Consider the following 24,211-nt stretch of genomic DNA (forward strand, 5'->3'; position numbering starts at 1 on the left):
GTGTGAGCGGGGACGGCGGTCCGGGCGTAGTGCGCGGCGCGGACGGGGGGCCGGGTGAAGCGTCACCACGAGCGTGCGACCCGTCACAGGCCCCATGCCGATGCCGGAGCCGGGCACCCGGCATGGCACCCTTAGACCTGCACAAGGTCAGGTAGACACGGACACGGGTTCGAGGAGCGGTCACAGTGCAGCGCTGGCGTGGCTTGGAGGACATCCCCCAGGACTGGGGGCGCAGCGTCGTCACCATCGGTTCCTACGACGGCGTCCACCGTGGTCACCAGCTGATCATCAAGCACGCCGTCGACCGCGCCCGCGAACTGGGCGTTCCGGCCGTCGTGGTCACCTTCGACCCGCACCCGAGCGAAGTCGTCCGCCCCGGCAGCCACCCGCCGCTGCTCGCCCCGCACCACCGCCGCGCCGAGCTGATGGCCGAGCTGGGTGTCGACGCGGTCCTCATCCTCCCCTTCACCACCGGGTTCTCGAAGCTGTCGCCCGCCGACTTCGTCGTGAAGGTCCTGGTGGACAAGTTGCACGCCAAGGCGGTCGTCGAGGGCCCGAACTTCCGCTTCGGGCACAAGGCGACGGGCAACGTCGAGTTCCTCACCGCGCAGGGCAAGATCTACGACTTCGAGGTCGAGGTCGTCGACCTGTACGTCACCGGCGAGGCCGGCGGCGGCGAGGCGTTCTCCTCGACCCTGACCCGCCGCCTGGTCGCCGAGGGCGATGTCGCGGGCGCCCGGGAGATCCTCGGCCGCCCGCACCGGGTGGAGGGCATCGTCGTCCGAGGCGCCCAGCGCGGCCGCGAGCTGGGCTTCCCGACGGCCAACGTCGAGACGCTCCCGCACACCGCGATCCCCGCCGACGGCGTGTACGCCGGCTATCTGCACGTCGGCGGCGAGGCCATGCCGGCCGCGATCTCCGTCGGCACGAACCCGCAGTTCGACGGCACCGAGCGCACGGTCGAGGCGTACGCGATCGACCGCGTCGGCCTGGACCTGTACGGCCTGCACGTCGCCGTCGACTTCCTCGCGTACGTGCGCGGCCAGGCGAAGTTCGAGTCGCTGGAAGCGCTGCTGGAGCAGATGGCGGCGGACGTGAAGCGCTGCCGCGAGATCGTGGCGGCGGACGCGTAGCCGCCGAGGCCGCGCGGGTTGCGCGGGGTGTGTGAATCGCACGAACAGGACGACGGGAAAGGGCGGTCGGTGCGCTGAGCACCGGCCGCCCTTCGTCGTGCCGTTCGTTCGCAGCCGGCCGCCGGCTGTTGCCGTCGGCTGCCGCCTACTGCTGAGGCGGTGTGTGAGGCTGCTGCTGCCCCTGCGGGTGCTGGGCCGCCTGCGGCGGATACGCCTGCTGTGCCTGCTGCGGCGGGTACGGCTGGCCGGGAGCGGCCTGCGGGTAGGGCTGCTGCCCCTGCCCCTGCCCCTGCCCCTGCTGAGGCGGGTACGGCTGCTGCTCCTGCGAAGGTGGCTGCTGACCGTGCGGATAGGGCTGCGGTGCCTGGGGATAGGCCTGCGGCGCCTGCGGGTAGGGCTGGCCCCCCGGATACGGCTGGCCGGGCATCGGCTGGCCCGGCATGGGCTGGCCCGGCATGGGCTGGCCGGGCATCTGATGGCCCGGCATCGGCGGTGCGGCCACCGGTGGCGGGTTGCCGTCGTTGGTCCACAGCCCATGCGCCTGCTGGTGACGTACGAAGTCCTCGGCGATCATGGCGGCGAGGTTGAAGTACGCCTCGCGCGTCCGCGGCCGCATCATGTCGAGATCGACCTCCGCACCGGCGGCCAGATGCTCGTCGAAGGGCACGACCACGACTCCGCGGGTCCGCGTCTCGAAGTGGGAGACGATGTCGTCGACCTTGATCATCTTGCCGGTCTCCCGGACCCCGGAGATCACCGTGAGCGATCGCGAGACCAGATCCGCGTACCCGTGCGCGGAAAGCCAGTCCAGGGTCGTACTGGCGCTGCTCGCGCCGTCCACGGAGGGCGTGGAGATGATGATGAGCTGGTCGGCGAGGTCGAGCACGCCACGCATCGCGCTGTAGAGCAGGCCCGTGCCCGAGTCGGTCAGGATGATCGGGTACTGGCGGCCGAGCACGTCGATCGCCCGCCGGTAGTCCTCGTCGTTGAACGTCGTCGAGACGGCCGGGTCCACGTCGTTGGCGATGATCTCCAGACCCGAGGGTGCCTGGGAGGTGAACCGCCGGATGTCCATGTACGAGTTCAGGTACGGGATCGCCTGGACCAGGTCACGGATGGTCGCCCCGGTCTCGCGGCGCACCCGGCGGCCGAGCGTACCCGCGTCCGGGTTGGCGTCGATGGCGAGGATCTTGTCCTGCCGCTCGGTGGCCAGGGTGGAGCCGAGCGCGGTGGTGGTGGTCGTCTTGCCGACACCGCCCTTGAGGCTGATGACCGCTATCCGGTAGCAGGACAGCACCGGCGTGCGGATCAGCTCCAGCTTGCGCTGCCGCTCGGCCTCCTCCTTCTTGCCGCCCAGCTTGAACCGGCTGCCGGCCGCGGTGGGCCGCCCGCTCTTCGCCTTCTGCCGCTTGTTGTTGAGCAGCCGGTCCGCGGACAGCTCGACCGCGGCCGTGTAACCCAGCGGCGCGGCACCGGGGTTGGTCGGCTGCCGCTGATCGTGCTGGATGGGCTGCGGCCAGGCGGCACCGGAGCGGGGGTCGACAGGGGCGTGCGGGGCCGCCTGCGACGCGTCGGACGTTACGGCGGGACCGCCGTCCGGGGTCTGCGGAGGCTGGGGGAACCCGTATCCACCGGGCTGGGGTTGCGGGTCGGGGCTCCCCGGCTGCGGGAAGCCGTATCCGCTCGGCTGTGCCGGGGGGTAGGGCACACCGGGCTGGGGGAAGCCGTATCCGCTCGGCGGAGTGGGGCCGTTGGGGTTCGGCTGGGGGACCGGCCCCTGGGGCTGGGCGGGACCCTGGGCCTGGGCCTGGTCCTGTGCCGGGGGCTGGTGGACGCCGTAACCGCCGTGCTGGGCAAGGGGGTTGGGTGTGCCCGGCTGCGGGAAGCCGTATCCGCTCGGCTGTGCCGGGGGATTGGGCACGCCGGGCTGAGGGAAGCCGTAGCCGCTCGGCGGGGTAGGGCCGCTGGGTGCCGGCTGCTGGCCGGGCACGGGCGCGGCGGGCTGATGCGGCTGGTTCGGCTGGGGGGACTGATGCGGCTGGTTCCACGCGGCGGGTGCGGGCTGCGGGGCCTGCGGCTGGAACGGCGGCTGCGGACCGGGCATACCGGCGCCGGCCGGCCCCGGCCCGGACGACGGCTGCGGCTGGTCGCCGGGCAGCGGCCCGGGCTGCTGCGGGGCGGCCTGCTGTTGCCCGGGCGTGGTGGGCTGCCCGTTCTGGGCGGGCCACTGGGCTGCGGGAGCCGGGGCTGCGGGCTGGTACGAGGGCGGCAGCGGGGGCAGCCCGTTCTGCGGCGCGGGCGGCGGGGTCCAGCCGGGCTGGGCGCCCGGCGGCGCCGGGGGAGCGGACGGTACTGCGGCGTGCGGGGCGCCGGGGCCGGGCTGAGCGGCACCGGCCTGTGGGGCACCGTGCTCCGGAGTTCCGGGGTGCGCCGCGTGGGGCTGGGGGAAGCCGTGGCCGCCCGGCTGGGGGGCGCCGGGCTGCGGGGTGCCCGCCTGCTCGGCGTCCGCGTGCTGCGCGGCTGCCGGAAGTGAGGTGTGGTCCGAGGCGCCGTCAGTCGCGGTGCCGTCTCCCGGAGTGCTGTTCACCGAGGGGCCCTGCTGAGGCGCACTGTCCGGGTCCACGGCGTCCCCGGAACCCCCGTTCGCCACCCCGGTGTCCGAGGACTCCGGGGCGTCGGTCGGCTCGGCGCCGATGGCGTTTTCCGGCGCGTGGGGACGCACGGCCTCGGCGGCCCTCTCCTCGGCCGCGGACGTCTCGGCGACACCCGACTCCGCCGCGGACGCCTCAATGGCGGCCGACTCCACGGCACCCGGTACGGCCGATTCCCCGGCCGCGTCCGTCGGGCCGTTTCCGCCCCGCTCCTCATCCCCGCCGGACGTGGAGCCCCCCGACACGGCGGCCTCCGCCACAGCGTCGTCCCGCGCCGCGGCACCGTCCCCGGACTCCTCGGTGGTGACACCGTCGACGGCGCCCTCGGTACCCGAGGCGTTCGAGGCGACCGAGAACCCGGCACCGGCGGGCTCCTCCGCACCGGAGACGTCCGAGGGACCGGAGGCACCCGGGTGACCGGAGGCATCCGAGGAACCGGCGGAGCCTGTCGTAAGAGGGACGGATCCGGCGTCGTCCCGGCCCACCGAAGCGGAACTCTCCACAGAGACACCCGCAGAGACATCCGCCGAGCGCTCGCCCGCGGACTCCTCCGGCTCCCCGAGAGCCGCCGTGCGCTCGGCGATCTCGGCCATCTGGCGCTTCAGGGCGACGGCGGAGAACCGCATGGTCGCCCCGCTCTCCAGGTCGCCGTTGTCCGTCTCCGGCTCGGCCGCGGCGGCCGTTGCCTCCTGCGGATCCGGCTGAGGGTGCCGCGGCTCGAAGCCCTCGGGCAGTCGCGGCGCCGGGGCGGGACCGCCGGCCGGTGGCACGGGCGGCGCGGACTGCGCGACCGGGGCGTACGGCGCGCCCTCCGTCGCCGCGGATGGAGCGGCCGGTCCGTACGGCGTCCCCTGCGGCGGGGTGAAGGAGGGCCCCTGCGCCGGTCCGGGCGGTACGTAGGCGTTCCCCTGCGGCGGGGTGAACGGAGCACCCTGCGGCGGGGTGAACGGAGTGCCCTGCGGCGGTGTGCCCACCGGCTGCGCGGCCGGCTGCTGTGCGTGCGGCGGCGTCGGGTCGGTTACCGGTGGGGCCGCCGGGAACGACGGCATCCCGGAGGCGGCCGGAGCTCCCGGGGCGCCGACGGCACCGGAGCCGCTCGACCCACCGAAACCGCTCATGCCTCCGGGGTCCGCGGGGGTGCCGGAGCCCGCCGCCGTACCGGACGCGTTCTGCGTGTACCAGGCGGGGGGAGCGTAGTCGATGGTGAACTCACCGGTGGTCTCGACGGCCTCCGCGTCGGGCTGGTCATCGCCGGGTGTGTCCCAGCCCCCGCGCATCCCGTCCCGATCGCTGCTCACAGTTCCTCCTGGTGTGGTCGAGCACCCTCATGCCATGCCGGGGCGACCATGTCGTGTCGTACCGAGTCGGCCGTAGTCGTTCGGGGCGGTCCGGCGTATCGGACCTTCCCCCCGGGACACCGACGCCCGGTCCTTCCACGTTCCTGCCATCGCGCCCGCTCCCAGCCTAATCACCACGAGGTACACCGTGGCAGGCCCGCCCGCCTCTGCGCACCCGCCCAGCGGGTCACCGCACGGCCGGATCCCTGCGCAACCCCCGGACAACCGCGTACGACACCCTGAACAAAAGGGACGGACAAGGGCAGTTCAGTCCATCCGTCGAGGCGTGCCCAACAATCCGATCTCGGCGTCGGTGGGTTGCGTCAGCACGTACTGCCGGTCACGGTCGGTGCACCACAGGGTGACGCCGTCGGGCAGTGCCGGCAGCGATTCCACCTCGGTCCGCGACAGCCCCATCGTGCGCCCCAGTTCGGCCGCCTCGTCCGGCGAGACCCGCTGGATGCCGGCGAGCCGTGCCTGCCTGAGCAGCCGGGGCGCGACGGGGCTGAGATAAGGCAGCAGGGTCAGCACCGACTGCCAGGGTCCGGACACCACCCGGCCGCGCGGGGGCCGCATACCGCAGTCCCGCACCACCAGCACCGGCGTACCGGCGGAGGCGCCCTGTGGCGGCACTCGTCCGACGTCGTACACGGACAGTCCGTTCTGCCCGCCGCCCATGGCATGCACCATCTGCATCCATGCCTGCGGCCGGCCCGTCTCCACGGCGACCCGGGCGCCGGTGGCCGCCGAGCGCAGTGCCAGCACCTGCGCCGTCCACAGGCCGCTGATCAGGACGACGTCGTACGGCGTGGGCCGGTTGATGCCGAGCACGGCCGGCTGGCCCTCGGCGTCGATGCCGGCCACCACGCCGTCGTCGCCGATGGGCAGGGCGAGTGCGTCCAGTTGCTGCGTGGACAGGCCGTGACGGCCGTGCCGGGGCCCGACCAGTCCGAGCCCGTGCCGCAGCCGCTCGACCGCCCGCCGCGGCCCGGACGGCTGCCGCGCCCCCTGCGCGGTTGCGCCCGGCGCCGGGGCAGTCGTCGGAATGGTCGTCACCGCGCACCTCCGAGGGGCAGAGTGGCCAGCATGCCGGGCAGCTGCTCGCGGTCGAGCCGGGTCAGACCGGCCCCGGCCTGCCGAGCCGCTCCCTCCAACGCGCGCCGCGCCGCCACGAGTTCGTCGTCGCTGCGGCCGGTCACCCGCAGGTGCCCGCACAGCGCAACCTCCTGCCGCTCCCCACGCGCGAGAGTCAGACTGAAGGTGGTCGCCAGGGCGGGTACCGCCGTGACCCCGGCGACGAACTGCGGCAGGGACTCGGCCCGGCCACCACCCAGCTGGGGCCAGCGCCGCACCCAGTACGTCGTGTGCCGCCGGTTGTCGCAGCGCCAGCTGCGCCCCGACTCCTCCGTGCGCCGCTCCCGGGTCTCACCGCGCCCCGCCTCGGCGGTGACCAGCGGATTGGCGCAGGCCGAGGTGGCGAGCGCGGCGACCAGCTCCTCCTCGTCCAGCGCCCGCGCCCGGAACCCGGCGCCGGTCAGCCGGCTCGCCAGATGGTCCGCGGTCCTGACGACGCACTTCTGCGCCCCCGTCAGCCCGCCGCCGCGCGCGGCCACGGCCTCCGTGCACAACTCGGGATCGAGCTTGAGCGCGATCCAGGTGATACGGACCGCCGGGGCACCGGTCTGCTCCTGCAGCGGAAGGTAGTTGGCGACGGCCACGGACTGCTGCGGCAGGTGCAGCGCGGGGGCCGGCTGGGTGTGGAGCACGATCTGGGCCGACTCCAGGCGGATCCCGTCCACCTCCAGCGCGTCCCGCACCAGGCCCAGCGGCAGCGGCTGGCGGTTCCGCTCGGCCCGCAGCGCGGTCGCGTCGGCCTCCACCTGGAGCACGGCCGTGACGAACGTGCCGTCCCCGACGATGCCGACCGGCCGGCGGTCACGCGCGCCGTACGAGTACGTGCGCAGGGCCGGCTCGCACTCGACCGCCGGCACCAGTCCGGGCTCCGTGCCCGGCGGTATCGGGGTGTTCTCGGCCCGCTTCTGCCGCGCCCGCAACTCCCGCGCGGTGGCGAGCCACTCCGGCAGGGACCGCCCCCGCCGCCGTACGAAGGCCAGCAGGACCAGCAGCAGGGCGAGCACCGCGGCCGGCGCCAGGGCCGCCATGCCGAGGGCCCAGCCGACGAGCAGCACGGCCGCCGCCAATTCCACCAGCATGAGCCGTTGCAAACGGAACGAACCGGCCTGTCCCGCTCGCTGCCTGAGGCTGAGGACGACCTGCTGTCGCTCGCCGCCGCGCTGGGCGGACCTTCCCCGCGGCGGCGTCACGGACCCGGCGGCGCCGCCTCGTGCCGCCGACCGGCCGCGCGCTCGCGTCCGCGTTCCGGAAGCCATCACTCCATCCCCCCGATTTGCTCACAACTCGCTGGAACCAGGCCACCGAACAAGGCCCTTGAGGGCCCAGGTACCCTACCCGCTCCACGAGACCAGCTCCGTACCAGGCATAGTAGGGGCCGGGTCCGACAACGGAGGGCGGGGGAGCGTGGTCCCCTGGCGCGCTCCGCGTGAGACACGGGGAGAAACAGGCACAGATGGCATCTCGGCGGGACCAACTCAACGCCTACACCTTCGCGAAGCGCCGCATGCTCGCGTCGTTCGTGCAGTCGTCACCGGATGGCTCCGACGAGGGGGCGCCCCGGCCGCTGCGCGCGATCGTGCCCAGCGCCATCCTCGGCGTGGTCGTGCTGGCGGCCTTCGGGGCCTGGGGCATGTTCAAGCCGACGGCCCCGCAGGACTGGGACAAGCCCGGGCAGAAGGTGATCATCGCCAGCAAGTCCACCACCCGGTACGTCGTGCTGGAGACGAAGCACAAGGTCCAGCTCCACCCGGTCCTGAACATGGCATCGGCCAAGCTCGTCCTCGACACCCAGAGCGACGTCGACGTCGTCACCGTCGACGAGTCGATCCTCGACAACGGCGAGATCCCGCACGGCGTCACCATCGGCATCCCCTACGCCCCCGACCGGCTGCCCTCGGACAAGGAGGCCGGGGCGGCCAAGGAGTGGGCCGTCTGTGAACGCCCGAGCGGCAGCGGCAGTTCCATCCAGAAGGCCGCGTTCGTGCTGGCCGAGCGGGACCGGGACAAGCTGGCCGGTGCCGAGAAGAAGCTGCACGGCGGCGAACTCCTCTACGTCGCCACTCCGGACAAGAAGCGCTACGTGGTCGACGCGCACGGCCGGGCGTATCCGGTGGCCGCCGACGACAGGCTGCTCCTCCAGACCCTGGTGGGTGCCGACCGCACCCCGCAGCAGGTGACCAAGGAGTGGATCGAGACCCTGCACCAGGGCGACGAGATCACCTTCCCGCCGATCACCGGTGTCCCGGCCGCCGCCGCTCACGCCCCAGGTCAGCTGGACGAACACGCCAACCGCGTCGGCATGGTGCTCCAGGCGCCGGTCAACGGCCAGGAGCAGTACTTCGTCGTGCTGCCCGGCCGGGTCGCCCCGGTCTCCGACTTCGTCGCCCAGCTCCTCCTGACCAGCGAGAGCCTCGTGAAGCTGAACCAGGCCGGACACGCCCTCGAGGTCAGCGCGGGCGCCATCGTCCGGGGCGAGCCGTTCGCCGCCGAGCACAAGTGGCCCACCGAGAAGCCCAAGGCGGTCAACAGCGCCTCCACGACCGACGGCAGCCGCAACACCGTCTGCAACGTCCTGAACCACGTCGACCCCGACGACGGCGAGACGACCCTGAGCACCTGGGCCGGCACCGACTTCCCGGCCGTCCTGCCCACCGGCTCCTCCAGCGCGTACGTCACCGCCGGCTCCGGCCAGCTCTACCGGCAGTTCCAGGGCACCAAGACCACTGTCGGCGGTGTGTTCCTCGTGACCGACACCGGCCTGCGCTACGCCCTCCAGTCCAACGACGACAGCGCGGGCGACGACAAGGGCATCGGCATGTCCGACCAGAAGCGCAAGCAGCTCCAGCAGGAGGCCAAGCTGGCGCAGACCCGTCTCGGATACGCCGGCGTCGCTCCCGCCCCCATCCCCGCGCCCTGGTCGGAGTTCCTGCCGACCGGCCCCCGCCTGTCGACCGCGGCGGCCCGCCAGCCGCAGGGCTCCTGAGGGGTACGACGATGCTCCCGAGGCCTGCGCCGATGACCCCTGTCCTCCGCCGCACCACCCTGACGTCCGCGCTCAGCCGCCGCACCACCCTGACGGCGGCCGCGGCCATGGCCGCCACCCTGCTGGCGGCGCCCTCCGCCAGGGCGGACGCGGCCTCCGACCAGTGCACGTTCTCCAGGACGAACCACAAGTACTCCAGCACGCCCTGGGCGTTGCAGCGCGTCAACCTCGACGAGCTGTGGAACGAGTCGAAGGGTAAGAACGTCCGGGTCGCCGTCATCGACACCGGCGTCGACCCGGCCAACCCGCAGCTCACCAGTGCCGTGAACGCGTCCCTGGGCGCCAACTTCCTGCCGCCGAAGGACAAGAAGGGCCAGCCCATCAAGGACCGCGGCAACGCCAAGGGCACGACGGACACGGTCGGCCACGGCACACGCGTGGCGGGCATCATCGCGGCCCGCCCCATGGACGGCACGGGCTTCGTCGGCCTCGCCCCCGAGGCCACGATCATCCCGATCAAGCAGAACGACGCCGAGGGCGACGGCACGGCCGACACCCTCGTCTCGGCCATCCGGCACGCGATCAAGGAGAAGGCCGACGTCATCAACATCTCCCAGGACACGACCGGCGCTCCGGACGAGGAACTGCACCGGGCGGTCGACGAGGCATTGGACGCCGGCATCGTCGTGGTCGCCTCGGCGGGCAACAGCGGCCTGAACGGCAAGAACAAGGACACCTACCCCGCCTCCTACCCCGGTGTCCTCGCCGTGGCCGCCTCCGACCGCAACAACGAACGCGCGCCCTTCTCCCAGCCCGGCGACTTCGTCGACGTCGCGGCCCCCGGCGTCGACATGATCTCCACGGTCCCGAAGGGCGGCCACTGCTCGGACAACGGCACGAGCTTCTCCGCCCCGTACGTGGCCGGGGTGGCGGCACTGATCAAGGCCAAGCACCGCCACTGGACGCCGGCCGAGATCGTGGCCCAGATCGAGCAGACCGCCGAACGCTCCATTCCCGGCAACGACCGCCTGGTGGGCTGGGGGGTGGTGGACCCGGTGCGTGCCCTCACCGAGGACGATCACCCGATCGAGTCTCCCCGCCCGGACACGGGACTCACCCACGCCGAGGCCCCCACCCCCGCCGAACTCACCCTCGGAGAGACGCCCCAGGAGCGCACGGCCCGGATCGCGACGTACGTCGTGGTGGGCGTGGCCGTCCTGGGGGCCGGTCTGGGCGGGGGAGCGGTGGCCCTACGCGACGCCAGACGCCGTCGCCGCGCCCTGGAGAGCCGAGTCTGACGTCGCGGCCACCACACGGGCGTCCAATGCATCGCCCCCCTCACCGGGCTGAGCGGGGGCGGCCGGCACCTCGGCCCCGACCCTGGCCGCGACCTCGGCCCCGGGCCCGGACTGCGGCCTCGGTCCCGGACCCAGGCCTCGGCCTCAGCCCCGGACCCCGGCAGTCGGTGTCCTGCCCGCCTGAGCTTCCTCGGCCCTCTTCGCGAAGGCGCCGGCGAATCGGGTGAGGAAGGAATCCGCCATGTCGAACTGCGTACCGGATTCGGCCATCGACATCATGAGAACGCTGCCCTCCCGCACCACGATCACCGAACCCTCGGTTCCCTGCACCCCCGCTCCGCTCAGCCCGAGCACCGCGTTGCACTCATCGCCCAGGTTCTCGATCGAGTGGTTCCTCGCCTCCGGCACGCGCTGCTTCCACGCCTTCCAGACGACCCCGTACGCCGACCGGGCAGCGCTGTCGTCGGAGTACGTCTGGATCTGGAAGGTCATGTCCGGACCCTTCCGGCCCTGGAAGGAAGAGAAGCCCAGAAAGCGGGCACCGGTGCAAGAACTCCTCGCGCCCACCGGGAAGCAGCGACTGAAGCCGAACTGCTGTGACTTTCTCAGCGGATAGGCGACCGGTTTCACGACGGTCTCCCATCCGGGCATGGCAGCGGAATCCGGCAGCACGGCTTCAGCCTGCCGGGCATCGAGAGAGCGGGTTTCACCGGAGCCCCCTCCACCGCAGCCGGCCAACAGACCGAGCACGACCGTGCCGACCACAGCCGTCCCACGCATTCTCATGAGTTCCTCCTGTGAGCCCGTGGCCGCACCTCAGTGGTCTTCCAGTGACCGGCATCCGCCGCTCTCGGAGAGGGCCTTTGCGTATGCCTCGATGTATCGGCGCATGTCCGACTGCTCCACGCCGCGCTCGGTTCGCACGGTGGCCCAGACGGAATTCTCCGACGAGCGGGCGGGACACTTGACCAGACCTACCGCCCCCGTTCGCGAATAGACGACGTAGCCGCCGTCCGCTGATGCGTCGTTCGGCTCCACGCCGTAGGCGGACAGGGCCACGTCCCGGGCGGTGGTGCCGGCACCATGCTTCTCCACACTGCTGGAGAAGACGATCTTCTCGTCCACCACCAGCCGACAGCGCTTGACGCCGACTGCGGACGTCGGCCGAGCGCTGATCTCCTTTCCCGGAGGCAGCAACGGCTCCAACACGGCCTTCGTCACCTTGGTGCCACACACGTCGCCGGGTACCGCGTAGGCCCGCGTGGGAGAGGACGAGCAGGATGCCGTAAGCCCGACCAGCAGCGCCGCGCCCAGAAGACAAGCCGTGGAGCGCACACCGTCCCGGAAGATTCTGTACATATCGCTTCCTCAAGCAGAGATGGCAAGTACGCCCGGTCGACTTCGGCTCAGCCCGAGATCGGAGTGTCCATGTCCTTGGCCATGGCGTGGATATCAGTGTTCGCGTCGTTGAAGCCGCTGGCGGTTCCTTCGCTGACCCACGAGTCGATCTGGTTCGTGTAGCCGGCGTGATGGGCCTTGGCCGCTTCGTGAGCCGCGGTGTAGTTGATGTTGTTGGTCGAATCCTTGATGGTCTCCCATCGGGTGGCGATGTCTTGTCCCGCCTCGGACCGGTACTGGCCGGAGTCGTCCTTGTAGAAAGCCTCGAGGACCATGGACGTGACCGTGCCCGCGGCACCGCCCACGCCAGCGCCCACCACGGGGCTGGCGATGAAGCTGGTGCCGACTCCGACGCCTGTTCCGACGAAACCCGAGATGAAGTTCTTCTTCTGGCTCACGGCGTAGTCGTAGTCGCTGTCCTGCTCACCCGCGGGGCCCAGGACGGCTTCCTGACGTCCCTGAGCGAGAAGGCCGTTGAATTCTCCCGATTTGCGGGAAATGCTCGTGATGGTTTCGTGTGCGTCATGAGGGTAGCGCTGGTCGGCGGGCAGATCGGGGTTCAGGTGGTAGTCCATCAGGCTCGCCGTGTACGCCTTCTCGCCGACGTTCAGAGCTGCATAACCCTCGGGGTTCTGGCTGACCGTGACGAGGAAACGGGTCACGGCACTGTGATCGAGCTTGGCGTCCGTGCCCCCGAGCGGATAAAGCAGATCCCAGCCGGACTTGCCGTCCCGGACCGTAGGACCGTCGGCCATGGCGCGGTGGATGTCGGGCAGATACTCGGAGCCGATCTGCCCGAGACTGTCCGACATGTAGGAGTGATCCTTCACGCGGCTCGGGTCGTCCGAAACGGAGTCGACGAGTGCCCGCATGAGCTTTGCCTGATCGGCCGAATGCGGAGGTGTGTCCGCCGTGGGCATTTCGCCGGCCGGGTGCCCCGTGGTGGCGGCCTCCAGGGCCAGGGCCAGGTTGTTCTGGCCCGTGACGATGTCGTCGCCGTGGAGGTTGGACTCCTGCGGCCAGTCCCGCTCCTCGAACAGGTACTGGAAGTTCGACAGCGACACCTTGCCCTTCTTGCCGTTGCCGTCCGTGTCCCGCTCGAAGGGGTCGTCCGGGTCGTCCTTGGACACGTACTCCTGGTTGAGGAAGTCGGTCGCGGCGTCGGGGCTGTTGGACAGGCCCTTGAGATAGCCGGTGAGCGGGTCGTTTCCGCTGTCGTCGCCGATCCGGTTCAGCCAGGCACTCCCTCCCAGGTGCTGCCAGAACGGGTTCCCGTGCTCGCCGTTACCGGTCATCTTCCGTTCCGTGACCATGAGCTTGGTCCCGTAGTCCTTCAGGAACTGGTCGTCATAGTCCCCGGTGCGCATGAGGTTGCTCATCACCTGGAAGCCCATGGGGCCACCCCGGTCGCCGTAGAGCGGCTTGTCGCCGAGGTCGATCATCTTGCGCTTCCACTCGGTCATGTCGGCGGAATCGCTCTGCGTGGCGTGGGCCAGCGTCAGTCCCAGGTTGCGCTGGAGGTCGTCGAGCTGGTCGAGGCGCTTGTGCCCCACCTCGTAGTTGCCCCGGGTGGGATCGCTGAGCCCGGTCCAGAACTCCAGCGTCTTCTGCGGCCCGAGATCGCGGGCGAAGCGCTCGGAGAACAACGGGTCGTTCGCGTACTTCTTCAGCCCGGCGTTGAGCAGGTCGAAGTCCTCCACGGACAGGTCGTCCGGATCCTTCGCGGCGAGCTTCGCCAGCTTGTCGGCCTCCTTGACGGCATCCGCGGCGGCATCCCGGTTCGCATAGCTGGCGTCGGAGAAGCCCAGCCTGGTCTGGTCTACGAGAGCCATGAGGACGGTCTTGGCCGAGTTGTCGCTCTCGGTGGCCTTGCCGAGGATGCCCTGGATCTCGTCGCGGAGGTCGTCGACGTCCTTCTGGTCGGTGGCGCCCGTCTTGCCGCTGGGGTCGGAACTCCAGTCGGGCCGTGTGTTGCCCATGACCGAGAACTTCCCGCCGCCGTCGTCCACGACGGTGAGGTTCTTCTTCTGGCCGCGTGCGACGGCGTCCTTCAACTGCTGGTGGAAGGCCTTCAGTTCGCCCTGGGTGTCGAGCAGGATGTTGTGAATCGTGGTGGCCTGCGTGTGGGCGTCGCCGAACTCGCCGGCCGTCTTGCCGACGAACTGCCGGGACACCTGCGCGTTCACGCCGGCCCAGTCGGCCTTGAGCGCGGCTTTGTGCAGGTCGTCCTCCGCGTCCTTCTTCAGGTCCGCGAGATGTTCCACCAGCGTCGACCAGTCGGAGACCGCGTCGTCGAACAGCTTGAAGTTGGCGTGGTACAGGGCGTTGAAGTCCATGGTGGGTCGGTCGTCCTCTGGGTAGCGGTGTCGGTTCTGACGCGAAGGGAGGTGTCGCCGCCTCCTCCGGTGCCGCTACTCCTTCTTCTCGCCCTTGGCCTTCTCTCCGTAGATGGAGTTCTTCTTCCCCGGGGCCCCGACCCTTTCGTCGAACCCGTCGTCCAACGCGTCGATGCTGCTCATCTGCCGCTGGATGTAGTTCTCGTCGTTCGCATGCACCTTCTTGGTGGTCTGCATGTGATTGGAGATCTGGGCGCAGGCGTCCATCAGGGACTTCAACTGCTCCTCCCAGCGGGTGGACACGTGCTGCAGCCCGGCGCCGAGGGCGAAGCCCTGCTTGGAGAGATCACCGGCCGCCGAGTCGCTGCTGGGCGTCGCCACGCGCGCCTTGTCCCAGAGCTGGTTGTAGAGATGGTGCGCGGAGCCGCCGATCTTCTCCAGGTCCTGGTGACCCACCTTGAGGTCACCGGTCTGGCTCGGCAGGACATAGGGGCCGTAGGTGCCACCACCCGGATCGACATGGTTGAGCCGCATATGTGTCGGCTGCCCCTGAGCAGCCTCAGTCTTGAGCTGCTCCCATTCGTCCCATGCCATGGAAGGCCCCTTCCCCCGCGGTTAGTCCGGCGTCCGCCAAACTAGCAACCACGGCTGGCAAAAATTTGCGTCATGTCTGCTATGTGCGACCTGTCGGGCGTGAAAATTCGGCGCAGAGGGGTCCGGCGACCGTCGGTCAGTCGTCCGGGCGGGGTACGCCGAGGACCGACCCCCGAACGGACCGGCGCCCGCGGACCGACCGTCCGCGAGTCGGGTTTTGTGGTTGCAAAGTTCCCTCCCCAGCCCCCGCTCATACCGCGTCCGACGCGTGCACGTGAAGCTTCCGTGCAGATGATGGAACCCTTCTGTCGCGATTGACCGCCTTGTCGATCTCTGTCAGCCGCGAGTCGGTCACATCGGGACGGCACTGCAACTGAACCGTCGCAGAGTTCAGTTGGCCGCGATTTACACAGTGACTACAGTGGTCGGCGATGGACCGGATGCGGCCGGGAGCCGCTCGGTCTGCGGGGCTGTATCAACGGGGAGACGGGGAAGGGGTCGCGGTGGCTGGCGGTGGCGGCTCAGGCATGAGGCGAGGCATCGATGCGCTGCAGGCGTTCAAGAGCAAGCTCGACGACGCGCTAGCGGACTTCGAGGGCGGCCATGGAGGCCCGTCCAAGGTCGCGCAGCAGTCGCTCAGCAGGGCGTCGTTCGGTGGAACGCACGCACCTTTCAACGAGGCGGGGGATCTGCACTCGGCGTACGAGACGGTGCACGCACGCCTCACCCACCTGTCGAAGACGCTGGGGCTGCACATCGAGTCGCTGAAGCTCGCTTCGCACGCGGCCGATGCCACGTACGACGGAACCGAGGAAGAGGTCCGGCAGCGCTTCTGGCAGCTGCATACGCGGATCGGTACGCAGTACGAAGAGGACATGAAGAAGTACCAGGAGGACCTGAAGAAGGCTGCTCCCGCCGACAAGCAGGAGGCGGGACACCAGGGCGGCAACAAGTCGACGGGGAAGACGAACCTCAAGTGAGTGACGACTGGAAGCAGAAGCCCGAGTACAAAGCGGCCGTCCAGGGGGTCGATCAAGAGGTCGGCCGGCAGGTCGCGCCTCTCACGACCGCGCAGAACATGTTGGCGCACATGCCGTTCTTCGGCGGTGGCGTCCGGGTCAACCTCGTCGGGTCGACGAACTTCGAGGGGCACGACCTCAACGACATGATCGACCTGGTCGAGCACGCCAACCCCGAGCACCTCGAACTGACCAGCAAGTCCCTTTTCGACGCCGGCAAAGCCATCCGCAAGGCCGCGAAGGACCTGGAGCAGCACTTCAAGGTCGACTGGGAGGGCGAGGGCGCCGACTCCTTCCACGGATGGACGCAGCAGCTCATCGCGTACACCCACGGCCTGGCCGGCTATGCCGACCAGGCGGGCACCCATATCTCCGTGGCGGCTACCGGCCTGGCGTCCGCGCGCGTTTCCATGCCGCCCAGGGACACCCGGCCGGCACACGAGCAGAAGCTGCCCACCGAGCTTCCCAAGGCCAAACAGGTCGACGGCAATCCTGACTACGCGGCCGCGGTGAGGGTCGAGAAGCACCGGCAAGAGGCCGTCAACCAGATGAACCGGCTGGCCTCGTACTACAAGGTCGCCGCGATCGACCTGGGCAAGCAGGAGGAGCCGCAGCCGCTCAAGCCGATCACGGACGTCGGGGTGCCGAAGGTGTATGGCTTCGGCGAGGAGAAGCGACGGTACGGTTCAGGTGGGTCGAAGTCGGCGTCGACGGCCGTGGTCCGGGGCGATGTGGCTGAGAGTCACGCCGGTGCGACTACGTTGAATGACACAGAGGCCAAGGGGCACGTTCCGCACCCCCGGGAAGTGCACGAACCCATTGCGCATCCCGGCCGCGACGTCGGCACGGAAATCAACACAACGACCACTTTGCCTCCCCAGGTGCCGGCCACACCGCCCAGCCCCTCTGGGCCTACCCTGCCGACCTCCGGTGGGGGTGGAGGGCAGATGCCCCCGCTGCCCACTGGGCCGATGGCGCCTCCCGTCACACCCACCTCGGGTCGTACCTCCGGGTATGGACCGGCTGGCAGGCCTCCTGCGACAGCCCAGGGGCGTACCGTCGGGAGCGGTCGAGTACCGCAGGGGCCCGCAGGTCAGACAGGACGTACCGTCTCGAGCGGACGCGTTCCTCAGGGCCCGATGGGTCAGGCAGGTCGGACCGGATCCGGTGGTCGTGTGCCGCAGGGGCCCATGGCACAGGCCGCTCGCGCCATGGGAAGGGTGAACCCAACGGGCCAGCCGGGTGCGCGAGGACCTGTTCAGGCCGGTCGTTCGCCGATGGGTCGTCCTGTCACCGGCGGAACTCCCAGGCCCACCGGCACGCCTGGCGGGCGCACGGGATCAACCGGCCCTATCGGTCAGGCGCGCAACGGCGTCGTCGGCGGCAAGCCAGTCACCGGTCGTACACCCGGAGGGACGACCAATCCCCGTGTCCCGCGCGGTATGGTCGTCGGCGCCGAGGAACCGGCTACCTCCACGCCATCGAAGGGCACCGTCGGACAGCGAGGAGTCGTGGGCGCTCCGGCGGCGAAGGCCGAACCCGGCGCGGGCCAAGCGCCCCTGCGCGCGGCGAGTAACCCTGAAGGTGCCATCGGCGCGCCCCGGAAGTCTGCGAAGAGCGCCGAGTCCAGCGGTGCGGGGCTCGGTCGTGGTGCCGTGGGCAGTCGTCAGACCCCGGGTGGAGGGGGAGGCCGCCCGGGTGGAACGGCGGACAGGGAACAGCGCCCCCAGTCGCAGAAGCGGCCCGATGTGCCCCAGACGAGCGACTGAACACGAGCGAGGACGTACATAGGCATGAAGCCAGGGACCGGCCGAGGCAGCACGAGGGTGGCCCTCCTGACGAGGCGCAATGCACGGCGTCTGTCGGCCGTGTGTTCGGCGCTCGGTGCGCTCGTCATCACGTCGGCAGCGCTTGCTCCGGAGGCCGTCGCCCTCGACGTTCAGTCCAAGGAGTGGTACCTGGACGCGATGGGTGCTGACGAAATCTGGAAGATCAGCACGGGCAAGGGGGTGAAGGTTGCCGTGATCGACAGCGGGGTCAACCCGGCCACATCCTCTCTCAAGGGGCAGGTGCTGGTCGATGAGGTGCCCAAGTCCGTGGCCTACCACGTCACCAGCGACCGCAACGGCCACGGGACTTCCATGGCCGAACTCATCGCCGGTACCGGAGCCGGCGGCGGCATCAAGGGCCTTGCTCCGGATGCCAAGATCATTCCCTTCCGTATCGACCTGGGGGGCTTGAGGGGCGCCGAGGAAATCAGCAGGACACCGGATCAAGCTAAAGCGATTCGGGCCGCGGCCGACAGCGACGCAAAGATCATCAACATGTCCTTCGGTGGTCCGACCGCTGAAGATGGTGTCAAATCCGCCATGAAGTACGCGGCGGAAAAGGGCAAGTTGATGTTCGTTTCCATCGGCAACGACGGGGACAAGGGGAATTACGCCGCATATCCGGCCATCTACCCATACGCGGTCGGTGTGGCCGCTCTGGATAAGTCCGGCACGGTGGGAAAATTTTCCTCCTATGGCGGCTACGTGGACCTCGCGGCTCCAGGTCTGAACGTCCCCTCCTGGTGCGACGGACAGTTCACCGAGTACTGCGACACCGACGGCACCAGCCCCGCCTCCGCCATCGCCTCCGCCTCCGCCGCCCTCGTCTGGTCCGCTCACCCGGACTGGACGGCCAACCAGGTCCTGCGGACCCTGATCGACACCGCAGCCCGGGACTGGCCGAAGGGCAAGCCCAGCAAGTACCTCGGCTATGGCGGTGTCCGCCCCCGGCGCGTCCTGGTCAACAAGGACATCGACCCGGGGCCGGCCGGCGTAGACCCACTGGCCGAGGAGAACGGCGGCGGTGCGTCGCCGGACCCCGGCCCCTCGGCCAAGTCCCCCTCCGGCAAGCCCACCGGGAACGCCGGTTCCGCCGGCGCTCCCAGCTCCGCCGCCGCGAAGGACACCGACTCCGGCGGCGGTGTCCAGACCGGGGTGATCCTCGGCGCCGCAGCGGCCGTACTGGTCATCGTGGGCGCTGGTTACGGCGTACTGCGGGCGCGTCGTCACCGCTGAGTTCCCTCCGCACACCTGCTCGCCACCGGGCGAGCAGCGTCCCGCTTGCCGCGGTGCCGAGTCCTGCTCGGCACCCGGCGAGGTCAGTCCACGAAGAAAGGCATCGAAATGGCGACAGGCACGCAGAAGATCACCAAAGATCAGGTAGCCGGCCTCGAGAAGGAACTGCTCAACCAGTTCGATGACATCAAGGGTCAGCTCGGCCGCCTCCAGCACCTGATCGACACGCTCGAGGGCCACTGGAAGGGTATCGGCGCCGGTGCGTTCAACACCAAGCAGACCGAGATCAACGAGCGCATGGTCCGCATGGGCAACATCCTGGTCAAGTTCATCGAGGCCATGAACACGACCATGAAGATCAACGACAACACCGAGGACGAGGTCCGCGCCAAGGTGCAGAGCATCGACGTGGACCTGGGCGGTTCGCACTCGGCGCTCACGAACTACTGACCCCGGCCGGACCACACTTCTCACCAACGGAGGAATCATGGGCGTTCACGACAGTGGCGTGACAGAGGTTCACTACGACCGTCTCGACGAGATGGCCACCCAGATCGGCCAGCAGGCCCAGAAGCTGGAGCAGGGACTCGAGGCCATCAAGAGCAAGGTCCAGAGCGTCTCCAGCATGTGGGAGGGCGAGGCCCACAACACGTACGTGCAGGAGCAGGCCGCCTGGGACCGCGAGGCGCGTGGCATCCACGAGGCGCTCGTCGCCATCGGCAAGGTCGTCCACGCCGCCGGCGGTGACTACATGGGCGGCGACAAGAAGGCCGCGAGCTACTTCCAGTAAGTGGCCGGGTACGGCGCGACGGCGCGGTGACGGGGTGGACACGCACGGAGGGTGTCCACCCCGTCGTCATGCGCGGGGGGAGGGGGAGGGGGCAGGGGGTACGCGAGCTGTGCGGGAGACGCGCGGGCGACGGTGACTCTCCCCACCTCCGATGACTCTCCCCATTTCCGACCGGCCCGCCCGAACCCGAGCATCCCGGGCCGGCCCGCTTGTGGCCGTGTGTTCCCGGCCGGCCGGCCGGCCCGCCCGAAGCCGAGCATCTCAGGTCGGCCCCCTACGAGGCCGCGGGTTCCCAGCCGATCCGCCCGGAGCCCAGTGTTGCCGGCCGATCCGCCCGGAGCCCAGTGCTCCCGGCCACCCCCCCTCTCGCAGGCGAGGGCCCCGGTCGACCCGGCCGGAGGGGGATCCCCCCCGGGCAGGCCGTCGACGGCACCGAGGTCAGTACTCCACGTCCACGAGCCCCGTCTGGACCAGGGGCTTCCCCCGCTTCCGCGACACGAAGACGCCCCGTCCCGCCGGCATCGGGCGGGGACGGACGCCGCCGAGGATGTCGCCCTCGCCCGGGTCGCCGGCCAGGACGAGGCCCTGGGCGCCGAGTTCCTTCATGCGCTGCATGAACGGCTCGTACGAGGCGCGCCCCGCGCCCGCGGAGGAGCGGGCGATGATGAAGCGGACGCCGACGTCGCGGGCGAAGGGCAGCATCTCCGTCAGGCCGTTGAGAGGGTTGCCGCTCGAGGTGGACACCAGGTCGTAGTCGTCGATGACGACGTACACCTGCGGGCCTCGCCACCAGCTGCGGTCCCGCAGCTGCTGCGGGGTGACGTCGGCCGTCGGGGTGCGGCGCTGCATGAGGTCGGCCAGGGCGGCCATGTGGTGGTCCATCTGACTGGACATCGGAATGTACTCGGCGAGGTGGGACGCCGGGGTGACGTCCAGCAGCGAGCGGCGGTTGTCGACGACGAAGAACTTCGCCTCGTCGCCGCCGTACCGCAGAGTCAGCTGCCGGATCAGCAGCCGCAGCAGGTTGGACTTGCCGGACTCGCTCTCGCCGAAGACGAGGAAGAACGGATCCTGATCGAAGTCGAGGTACACCGGCTCCAGGTTCTCCTCGTCCAGCGCGAAGGAGATGCCCCGCTTCGGGAAGCGGTCGCCCGGCGGCAGCTCGGTCGCCTCCAGCTGGCGTGGCAGCAGCCGTACCTTCGGGGCGCCCGGTGCCTGCCAGTGGCGGCCGACCTCGGTGGACAGCGCGGCCGTCGCCTCGGCCAGGTCGGTGTCGGAGGTCAGGCCGTCGATGCGCGGGACCGCGGCCATGAAGTGGAGCTTCTGCGGGGACAGACCGCGGCCGGGTACGCCCGTGGGGACGTTCACGGCCACCTTGCGATCGATCTCCGAGTCCATGACGTCACCCAGGCGCAGCTCCAGGCGGTTCATCAGGTGGTCCTTGAGGTTCGAGCGGACCTCCATGGAGCGGGACGCCGTGACGACCACGTGGATGCCGTAGCCGAGGCCACGTGCGGCGATGTCCAGGACCACCGGTTCCAGGGCCTCGTAGTCGGTGCGGAAGTTGCCCCAGCCGTCGACGATCAGGAAGACGTCGCCCCACGGCTGGTCGGTGACCGAGATCTCGCCGCGGGCACGGCGGTTGCGGTAGTCGGCGATCGAGGCGATGCCCGCGGAGCGGAAGTACTCCTCGCGGCGGGTCAGCACGCCGTAGACCTCCGAGACCGTGCGGCGGACACGTTCGGGGTCGAGCCGGGAGGCGATGCCGCCGACGTGCGGCAGGCCGTCCACCGCGGCCATGCCGCCGCCACCGAAGTCGAGGCCGTAGAACTGGACCTCGTGAGGCGTGTGCGTCAGCGCGAACGCGCAGATCAGGGAGCGCAGCAGCGTCGACTTGCCGGACTGGGGGCCGCCGATGATCTGCATGTGGCCTGCCGCGCCCGAGAAGTCGAGCATCAGCCGGTCCCGGCGCTGCTCGTACGGCTTGTCGACCAGGCCGACCGGGACCACCAGGCGCCCGGCGCCGTCGTAGTTGGGCTGGGTCAGTCCGCGGCCCTGCACCGTGGCGAGGCCGGGCAGCAGGGCGTCCAGTGACGGGGGGCTCTCCAGGGGCGGCAGCCACACCTGGTGGGCCGCCGGGCCCTGCGCCTCCAGCCGGCGCACGATCACGTCGAGGACCGTGTCGGCCAGCGCCTCGTCGACCTCGGGCGCGGACTGGGCGCGCTGCTGAGGGATGGCCGTGTGCCGAACGGGCACCTCGGTGGCCGTGAACAGCACCGGCCGCCGGTCGACCGGCAGGGGGCCGCCGTCCAGGGCCGTGCGGTGCGGACCGGTGCGGTGGACGCCGGAGACGTAGGCCGCCTTGAAGCGGAGCATCTCGTCCGTGCCGAACTTGAGGAAGCCGGAGCCGGGTACGTTCGGGAGTTCATAGGCGTCGGGGACGCCGAGGGCGGCCCGGGACTCCGCCGCCGAGAAGGTCCGCAGGCCGATGCGGTACGACAGGTACGTCTCCAGGCCGCGCAGCCGGCCCTCCTCCAGGCGTTGCGAGGCCAGCAGCAGGTGCACGCCGAGCGAACGGCCGATCCGGCCGATCTGCACGAACATCTCGATGAAGTCCGGCTTCGCCGTCAGGAGTTCGCTGAACTCGTCGATGACGAGGACGAGGGAGGGGATCGGCTGGAGCGGTGCGCCCGCCGCGCGTGCCTTCTCGTAGTCGTGGATGTTGGCGTAGTTGCCGGCGTCCCGGAGCATCTCCTGGCGGCGGTTGAGCTCGCCGCGGATCGAGTCGCCCATGCGGTCGACCAGCGTGAGGTCGTCGGCCAGGTTGGTGATGACGGCCGCCACGTGCGGCATCTGGGCCATGCCGGCGAAGGTGGCGCCGCCCTTGAAGTCCGCGAGGACGAAGTTCAGCGTCTCCGAGGAGTGGGTGACCGCCAGCCCCAGCACCAGCGTGCGCAGCAGCTCCGACTTGCCGGAACCGGTCGCGCCGACGCAGAGGCCGTGCGGGCCCATGCCTTCCTGCGCGGCCTCCTTCAGGTCGAGCATCACGGGCCGGCCGTCCTCGCCGAGACCGATCGGCACCCGCAGCCGTTCCGCGAGCGCGCGCGGGCGCCAGGTCCGCTTGGTGTCGACCGACGCCGCGTCACCGAGGCCCAGCAGGTCGGTGAACTCCAGGTTGGCGAGCAGCGGCTGGTCGTCGTCGCCGCCGGAGGCCATGCGCAGCGGGGCCAGTTGCCGGGCCAGCGCCTCGGCGGACTCGAGGGAGAGGCCGTCGGGGGTGCCCTCGTAGACCTCACCGTGTCCGGACTCCAGGCGCAGCACACCCGGCTGGACGACGACGGACAGGTCGCCGCCCGGCGTGGTGAGTTCCCCGGGGACGACTTCCACGACCGTGACACCCTGCAGGCCTTCGGGGTTGGCGAGCACGGAGTCCGGCAGCAGGGAGACGTCGTCCAGGACGAGCACGATGTGCGGCGCGTCCAGCAGCGGCGACGCGGCGGGGTGGAAGCGCGGCCGGCCCGTCAGCCGGGCGGCGAGCAGGTCTTCCAGCTCACGCGGATCGGTGCTGATGAGCCGGCGGGAGCCCGCGCCGTCCACCTCGCCGGCGATCTGCGTGTGCGGGAGCCACTTCGCCCAGTCCCAGTGCGCCAGCGCCTCGCGGCCCGTGGACACGGCGACGACCAGGTCCTCCGGCGAGTGCAGGGAGGCCAGCGAGCCGACCAGGGCGCGGGTGCAGGACCGTACGGACTGCGGCTCACCGCTGACGGTGACGTGGTAGAAGGCGCGCAGGGACACCGCCATCGGCAGGTCGGCGACCGTGCTGTGGACGGCGAGGAAGCGCTGCACGGCGCTCGCGGTCAGCGGCTCCAACTGCTCGGCGATCCCCGTCTCGGGGGCGATGAGCGCGGTGGCCAGCGGCTGCGGCCCCAGGCCGACGCGCACGTGCGCGAAGTCCTCGTCGCCGGGCCGCCGCTCCCACACCCTGCTGCCCTCGGCGACGAGCGCCCACAGTTGCTCGGGGGAGGGGTGCAGGTAGTACTGGGCGTCCCGCTGCCGCTTCGCCGTCTCGACCGCCGAGGCGCGCGCCTGGGAAAGGTAGCCGAGGTAGTCGCGCCGCATGTCGGCGAGCTGTCCCTGGGAGCCGCGGCGGAAGCGCACCACCATGGCGATGGACATGGCCACCGTCGAGGCGATCATGATCACGCCCATGATCTTCATGAACGGCTGACCGTTCGTGAAGAAGAACACCACCGAGCCGCCCATGCCCAGGGTCGGCAGGAGCTGCATCAGCACGCTCTCCTGCGCCCCGCGCGGCAGTTCCGGCGGCGGCTGGACGGCGATGTCCTCCGTGGGCACTTCGGACGGCAGCGCCCGTGGCGGGCGTTTGACGACGATCTGGCTCACTGCTCACCAATTCCCTTGCCCGACCCAGGCTTTCCACCCACCGCCCCGTGTCGGCGAGCGCAGGCCGCC

The 24,211-nt window shown here is 70.5% G+C and carries 16 protein-coding genes; 8 read left to right on the plus strand and 8 right to left on the minus strand.

What is annotated here, in order from left to right; all coding sequences use genetic code 11:
* The first annotated feature begins 185 nt into the window (after nucleotides 1-185).
* Nucleotides 186-1,133, plus strand: a complete 948-nt coding sequence (locus ACGFT2_RS16300; RefSeq protein WP_393278313.1) for a bifunctional riboflavin kinase/FAD synthetase — start codon at nucleotides 186-188, stop codon at nucleotides 1,131-1,133.
* A 145-nt stretch (nucleotides 1,134-1,278) separates the two neighbouring features.
* Here the strand turns inward: ACGFT2_RS16300 and ACGFT2_RS16305 are convergent, their stop codons facing one another.
* The 3 genes from ACGFT2_RS16305 to eccE form a co-directional block, all read right to left on the minus strand.
* Nucleotides 1,279-5,082, minus strand: coding sequence for an SCO5717 family growth-regulating ATPase (locus ACGFT2_RS16305; protein ID WP_393278315.1), 3,804 nt, complete (start codon nucleotides 5,080-5,082; stop codon nucleotides 1,279-1,281).
* A 306-nt stretch (nucleotides 5,083-5,388) separates the two neighbouring features.
* Complete coding sequence (locus ACGFT2_RS16310) at nucleotides 5,389-6,177, minus strand: hypothetical protein (protein ID WP_393278317.1); 789 nt, start codon at nucleotides 6,175-6,177, stop codon at nucleotides 5,389-5,391.
* Nucleotides 6,174-7,511 (minus strand): type VII secretion protein EccE, encoded by a 1,338-nt coding sequence (eccE, locus tag ACGFT2_RS16315; protein ID WP_393278319.1) that lies wholly within the window; start codon nucleotides 7,509-7,511, stop codon nucleotides 6,174-6,176. The genes ACGFT2_RS16310 and eccE overlap by 4 nt, the downstream gene beginning before the upstream one ends.
* Before the next feature lie 197 nt (nucleotides 7,512-7,708).
* Between eccE and eccB the strand changes: the two genes are divergently transcribed.
* Nucleotides 7,709-9,238 (plus strand): type VII secretion protein EccB, encoded by a 1,530-nt coding sequence (eccB, locus tag ACGFT2_RS16320; RefSeq protein ID WP_393278321.1) that lies wholly within the window; start codon nucleotides 7,709-7,711, stop codon nucleotides 9,236-9,238.
* Nucleotides 9,239-9,270: 32 nt separating this feature from the next.
* Nucleotides 9,271-10,536: a type VII secretion-associated serine protease mycosin gene (gene mycP, locus ACGFT2_RS16325; protein ID WP_393278323.1), complete on the plus strand. Its 1,266-nt coding sequence runs from the start codon at nucleotides 9,271-9,273 to the stop codon at nucleotides 10,534-10,536.
* Between the two features lie 144 nt (nucleotides 10,537-10,680).
* Here mycP and ACGFT2_RS16330 read toward each other — a convergent pair whose 3' ends face one another.
* The 4 genes from ACGFT2_RS16330 to ACGFT2_RS16345 all read right to left on the minus strand — a co-directional run bounded on the left by ACGFT2_RS16330 (nucleotide 10,681) and on the right by ACGFT2_RS16345 (nucleotide 14,864).
* Nucleotides 10,681-11,301: a hypothetical protein gene (locus ACGFT2_RS16330; RefSeq protein WP_393278325.1), complete on the minus strand. Its 621-nt coding sequence runs from the start codon at nucleotides 11,299-11,301 to the stop codon at nucleotides 10,681-10,683.
* Nucleotides 11,302-11,352: 51 nt separating this feature from the next.
* Nucleotides 11,353-11,895 (minus strand): hypothetical protein, encoded by a 543-nt coding sequence (locus tag ACGFT2_RS16335; RefSeq protein ID WP_393278327.1) that lies wholly within the window; start codon nucleotides 11,893-11,895, stop codon nucleotides 11,353-11,355.
* A 47-nt stretch (nucleotides 11,896-11,942) separates the two neighbouring features.
* Complete coding sequence (locus tag ACGFT2_RS16340; protein ID WP_393278329.1) at nucleotides 11,943-14,270, minus strand: hypothetical protein; 2,328 nt, start codon at nucleotides 14,268-14,270, stop codon at nucleotides 11,943-11,945.
* 75 nt (nucleotides 14,271-14,345) lie between these two features.
* Nucleotides 14,346-14,864, minus strand: a complete 519-nt coding sequence (locus ACGFT2_RS16345; RefSeq protein ID WP_393278331.1) for a hypothetical protein — start codon at nucleotides 14,862-14,864, stop codon at nucleotides 14,346-14,348.
* A gap of 527 nt (nucleotides 14,865-15,391) precedes the next feature.
* Between ACGFT2_RS16345 and ACGFT2_RS16350 the strand changes: the two genes are divergently transcribed.
* From ACGFT2_RS16350 to ACGFT2_RS16370, 5 genes are all read left to right on the plus strand, one after another.
* On the plus strand, nucleotides 15,392-15,844 hold the full coding sequence (locus tag ACGFT2_RS16350; RefSeq protein WP_393278333.1) for a hypothetical protein: 453 nt from the start codon (nucleotides 15,392-15,394) through the stop codon (nucleotides 15,842-15,844).
* The gene (locus ACGFT2_RS16355) at nucleotides 15,841-17,652 is read left to right on the plus strand and encodes a hypothetical protein (RefSeq protein ID WP_393278335.1); all 1,812 of its coding nucleotides are present in this window, start codon (nucleotides 15,841-15,843) and stop codon (nucleotides 17,650-17,652) included. Before ACGFT2_RS16350 ends, ACGFT2_RS16355 begins: the two co-directional genes overlap by 4 nt.
* A 57-nt stretch (nucleotides 17,653-17,709) precedes the next feature.
* Nucleotides 17,710-18,948: a S8 family serine peptidase gene (locus ACGFT2_RS16360; protein ID WP_393278337.1), complete on the plus strand. Its 1,239-nt coding sequence runs from the start codon at nucleotides 17,710-17,712 to the stop codon at nucleotides 18,946-18,948.
* A 108-nt stretch (nucleotides 18,949-19,056) separates the two neighbouring features.
* Nucleotides 19,057-19,398: a WXG100 family type VII secretion target gene (locus ACGFT2_RS16365; protein WP_393278339.1), complete on the plus strand. Its 342-nt coding sequence runs from the start codon at nucleotides 19,057-19,059 to the stop codon at nucleotides 19,396-19,398.
* A gap of 58 nt (nucleotides 19,399-19,456) precedes the next feature.
* Nucleotides 19,457-19,738 carry a WXG100 family type VII secretion target gene (locus ACGFT2_RS16370; RefSeq protein ID WP_393278341.1) on the plus strand — a complete coding sequence of 94 codons (282 nt, stop codon included), beginning with the start codon at nucleotides 19,457-19,459 and terminating at the stop codon, nucleotides 19,736-19,738.
* Nucleotides 19,739-20,176: 438 nt separating this feature from the next.
* Here ACGFT2_RS16370 and eccCa read toward each other — a convergent pair whose 3' ends face one another.
* The gene (eccCa, locus tag ACGFT2_RS16375) at nucleotides 20,177-24,142 is read right to left on the minus strand and encodes a type VII secretion protein EccCa (RefSeq protein ID WP_393278343.1); all 3,966 of its coding nucleotides are present in this window, start codon (nucleotides 24,140-24,142) and stop codon (nucleotides 20,177-20,179) included.
* Nucleotides 24,143-24,211 lie beyond the last annotated feature (69 nt).

Origin of the sequence: Streptomyces sp. NPDC048514, from assembly GCF_043199955.1 — a bacterium.
In the GTDB taxonomy this organism is placed as follows: domain Bacteria; phylum Actinomycetota; class Actinomycetes; order Streptomycetales; family Streptomycetaceae; genus Streptomyces.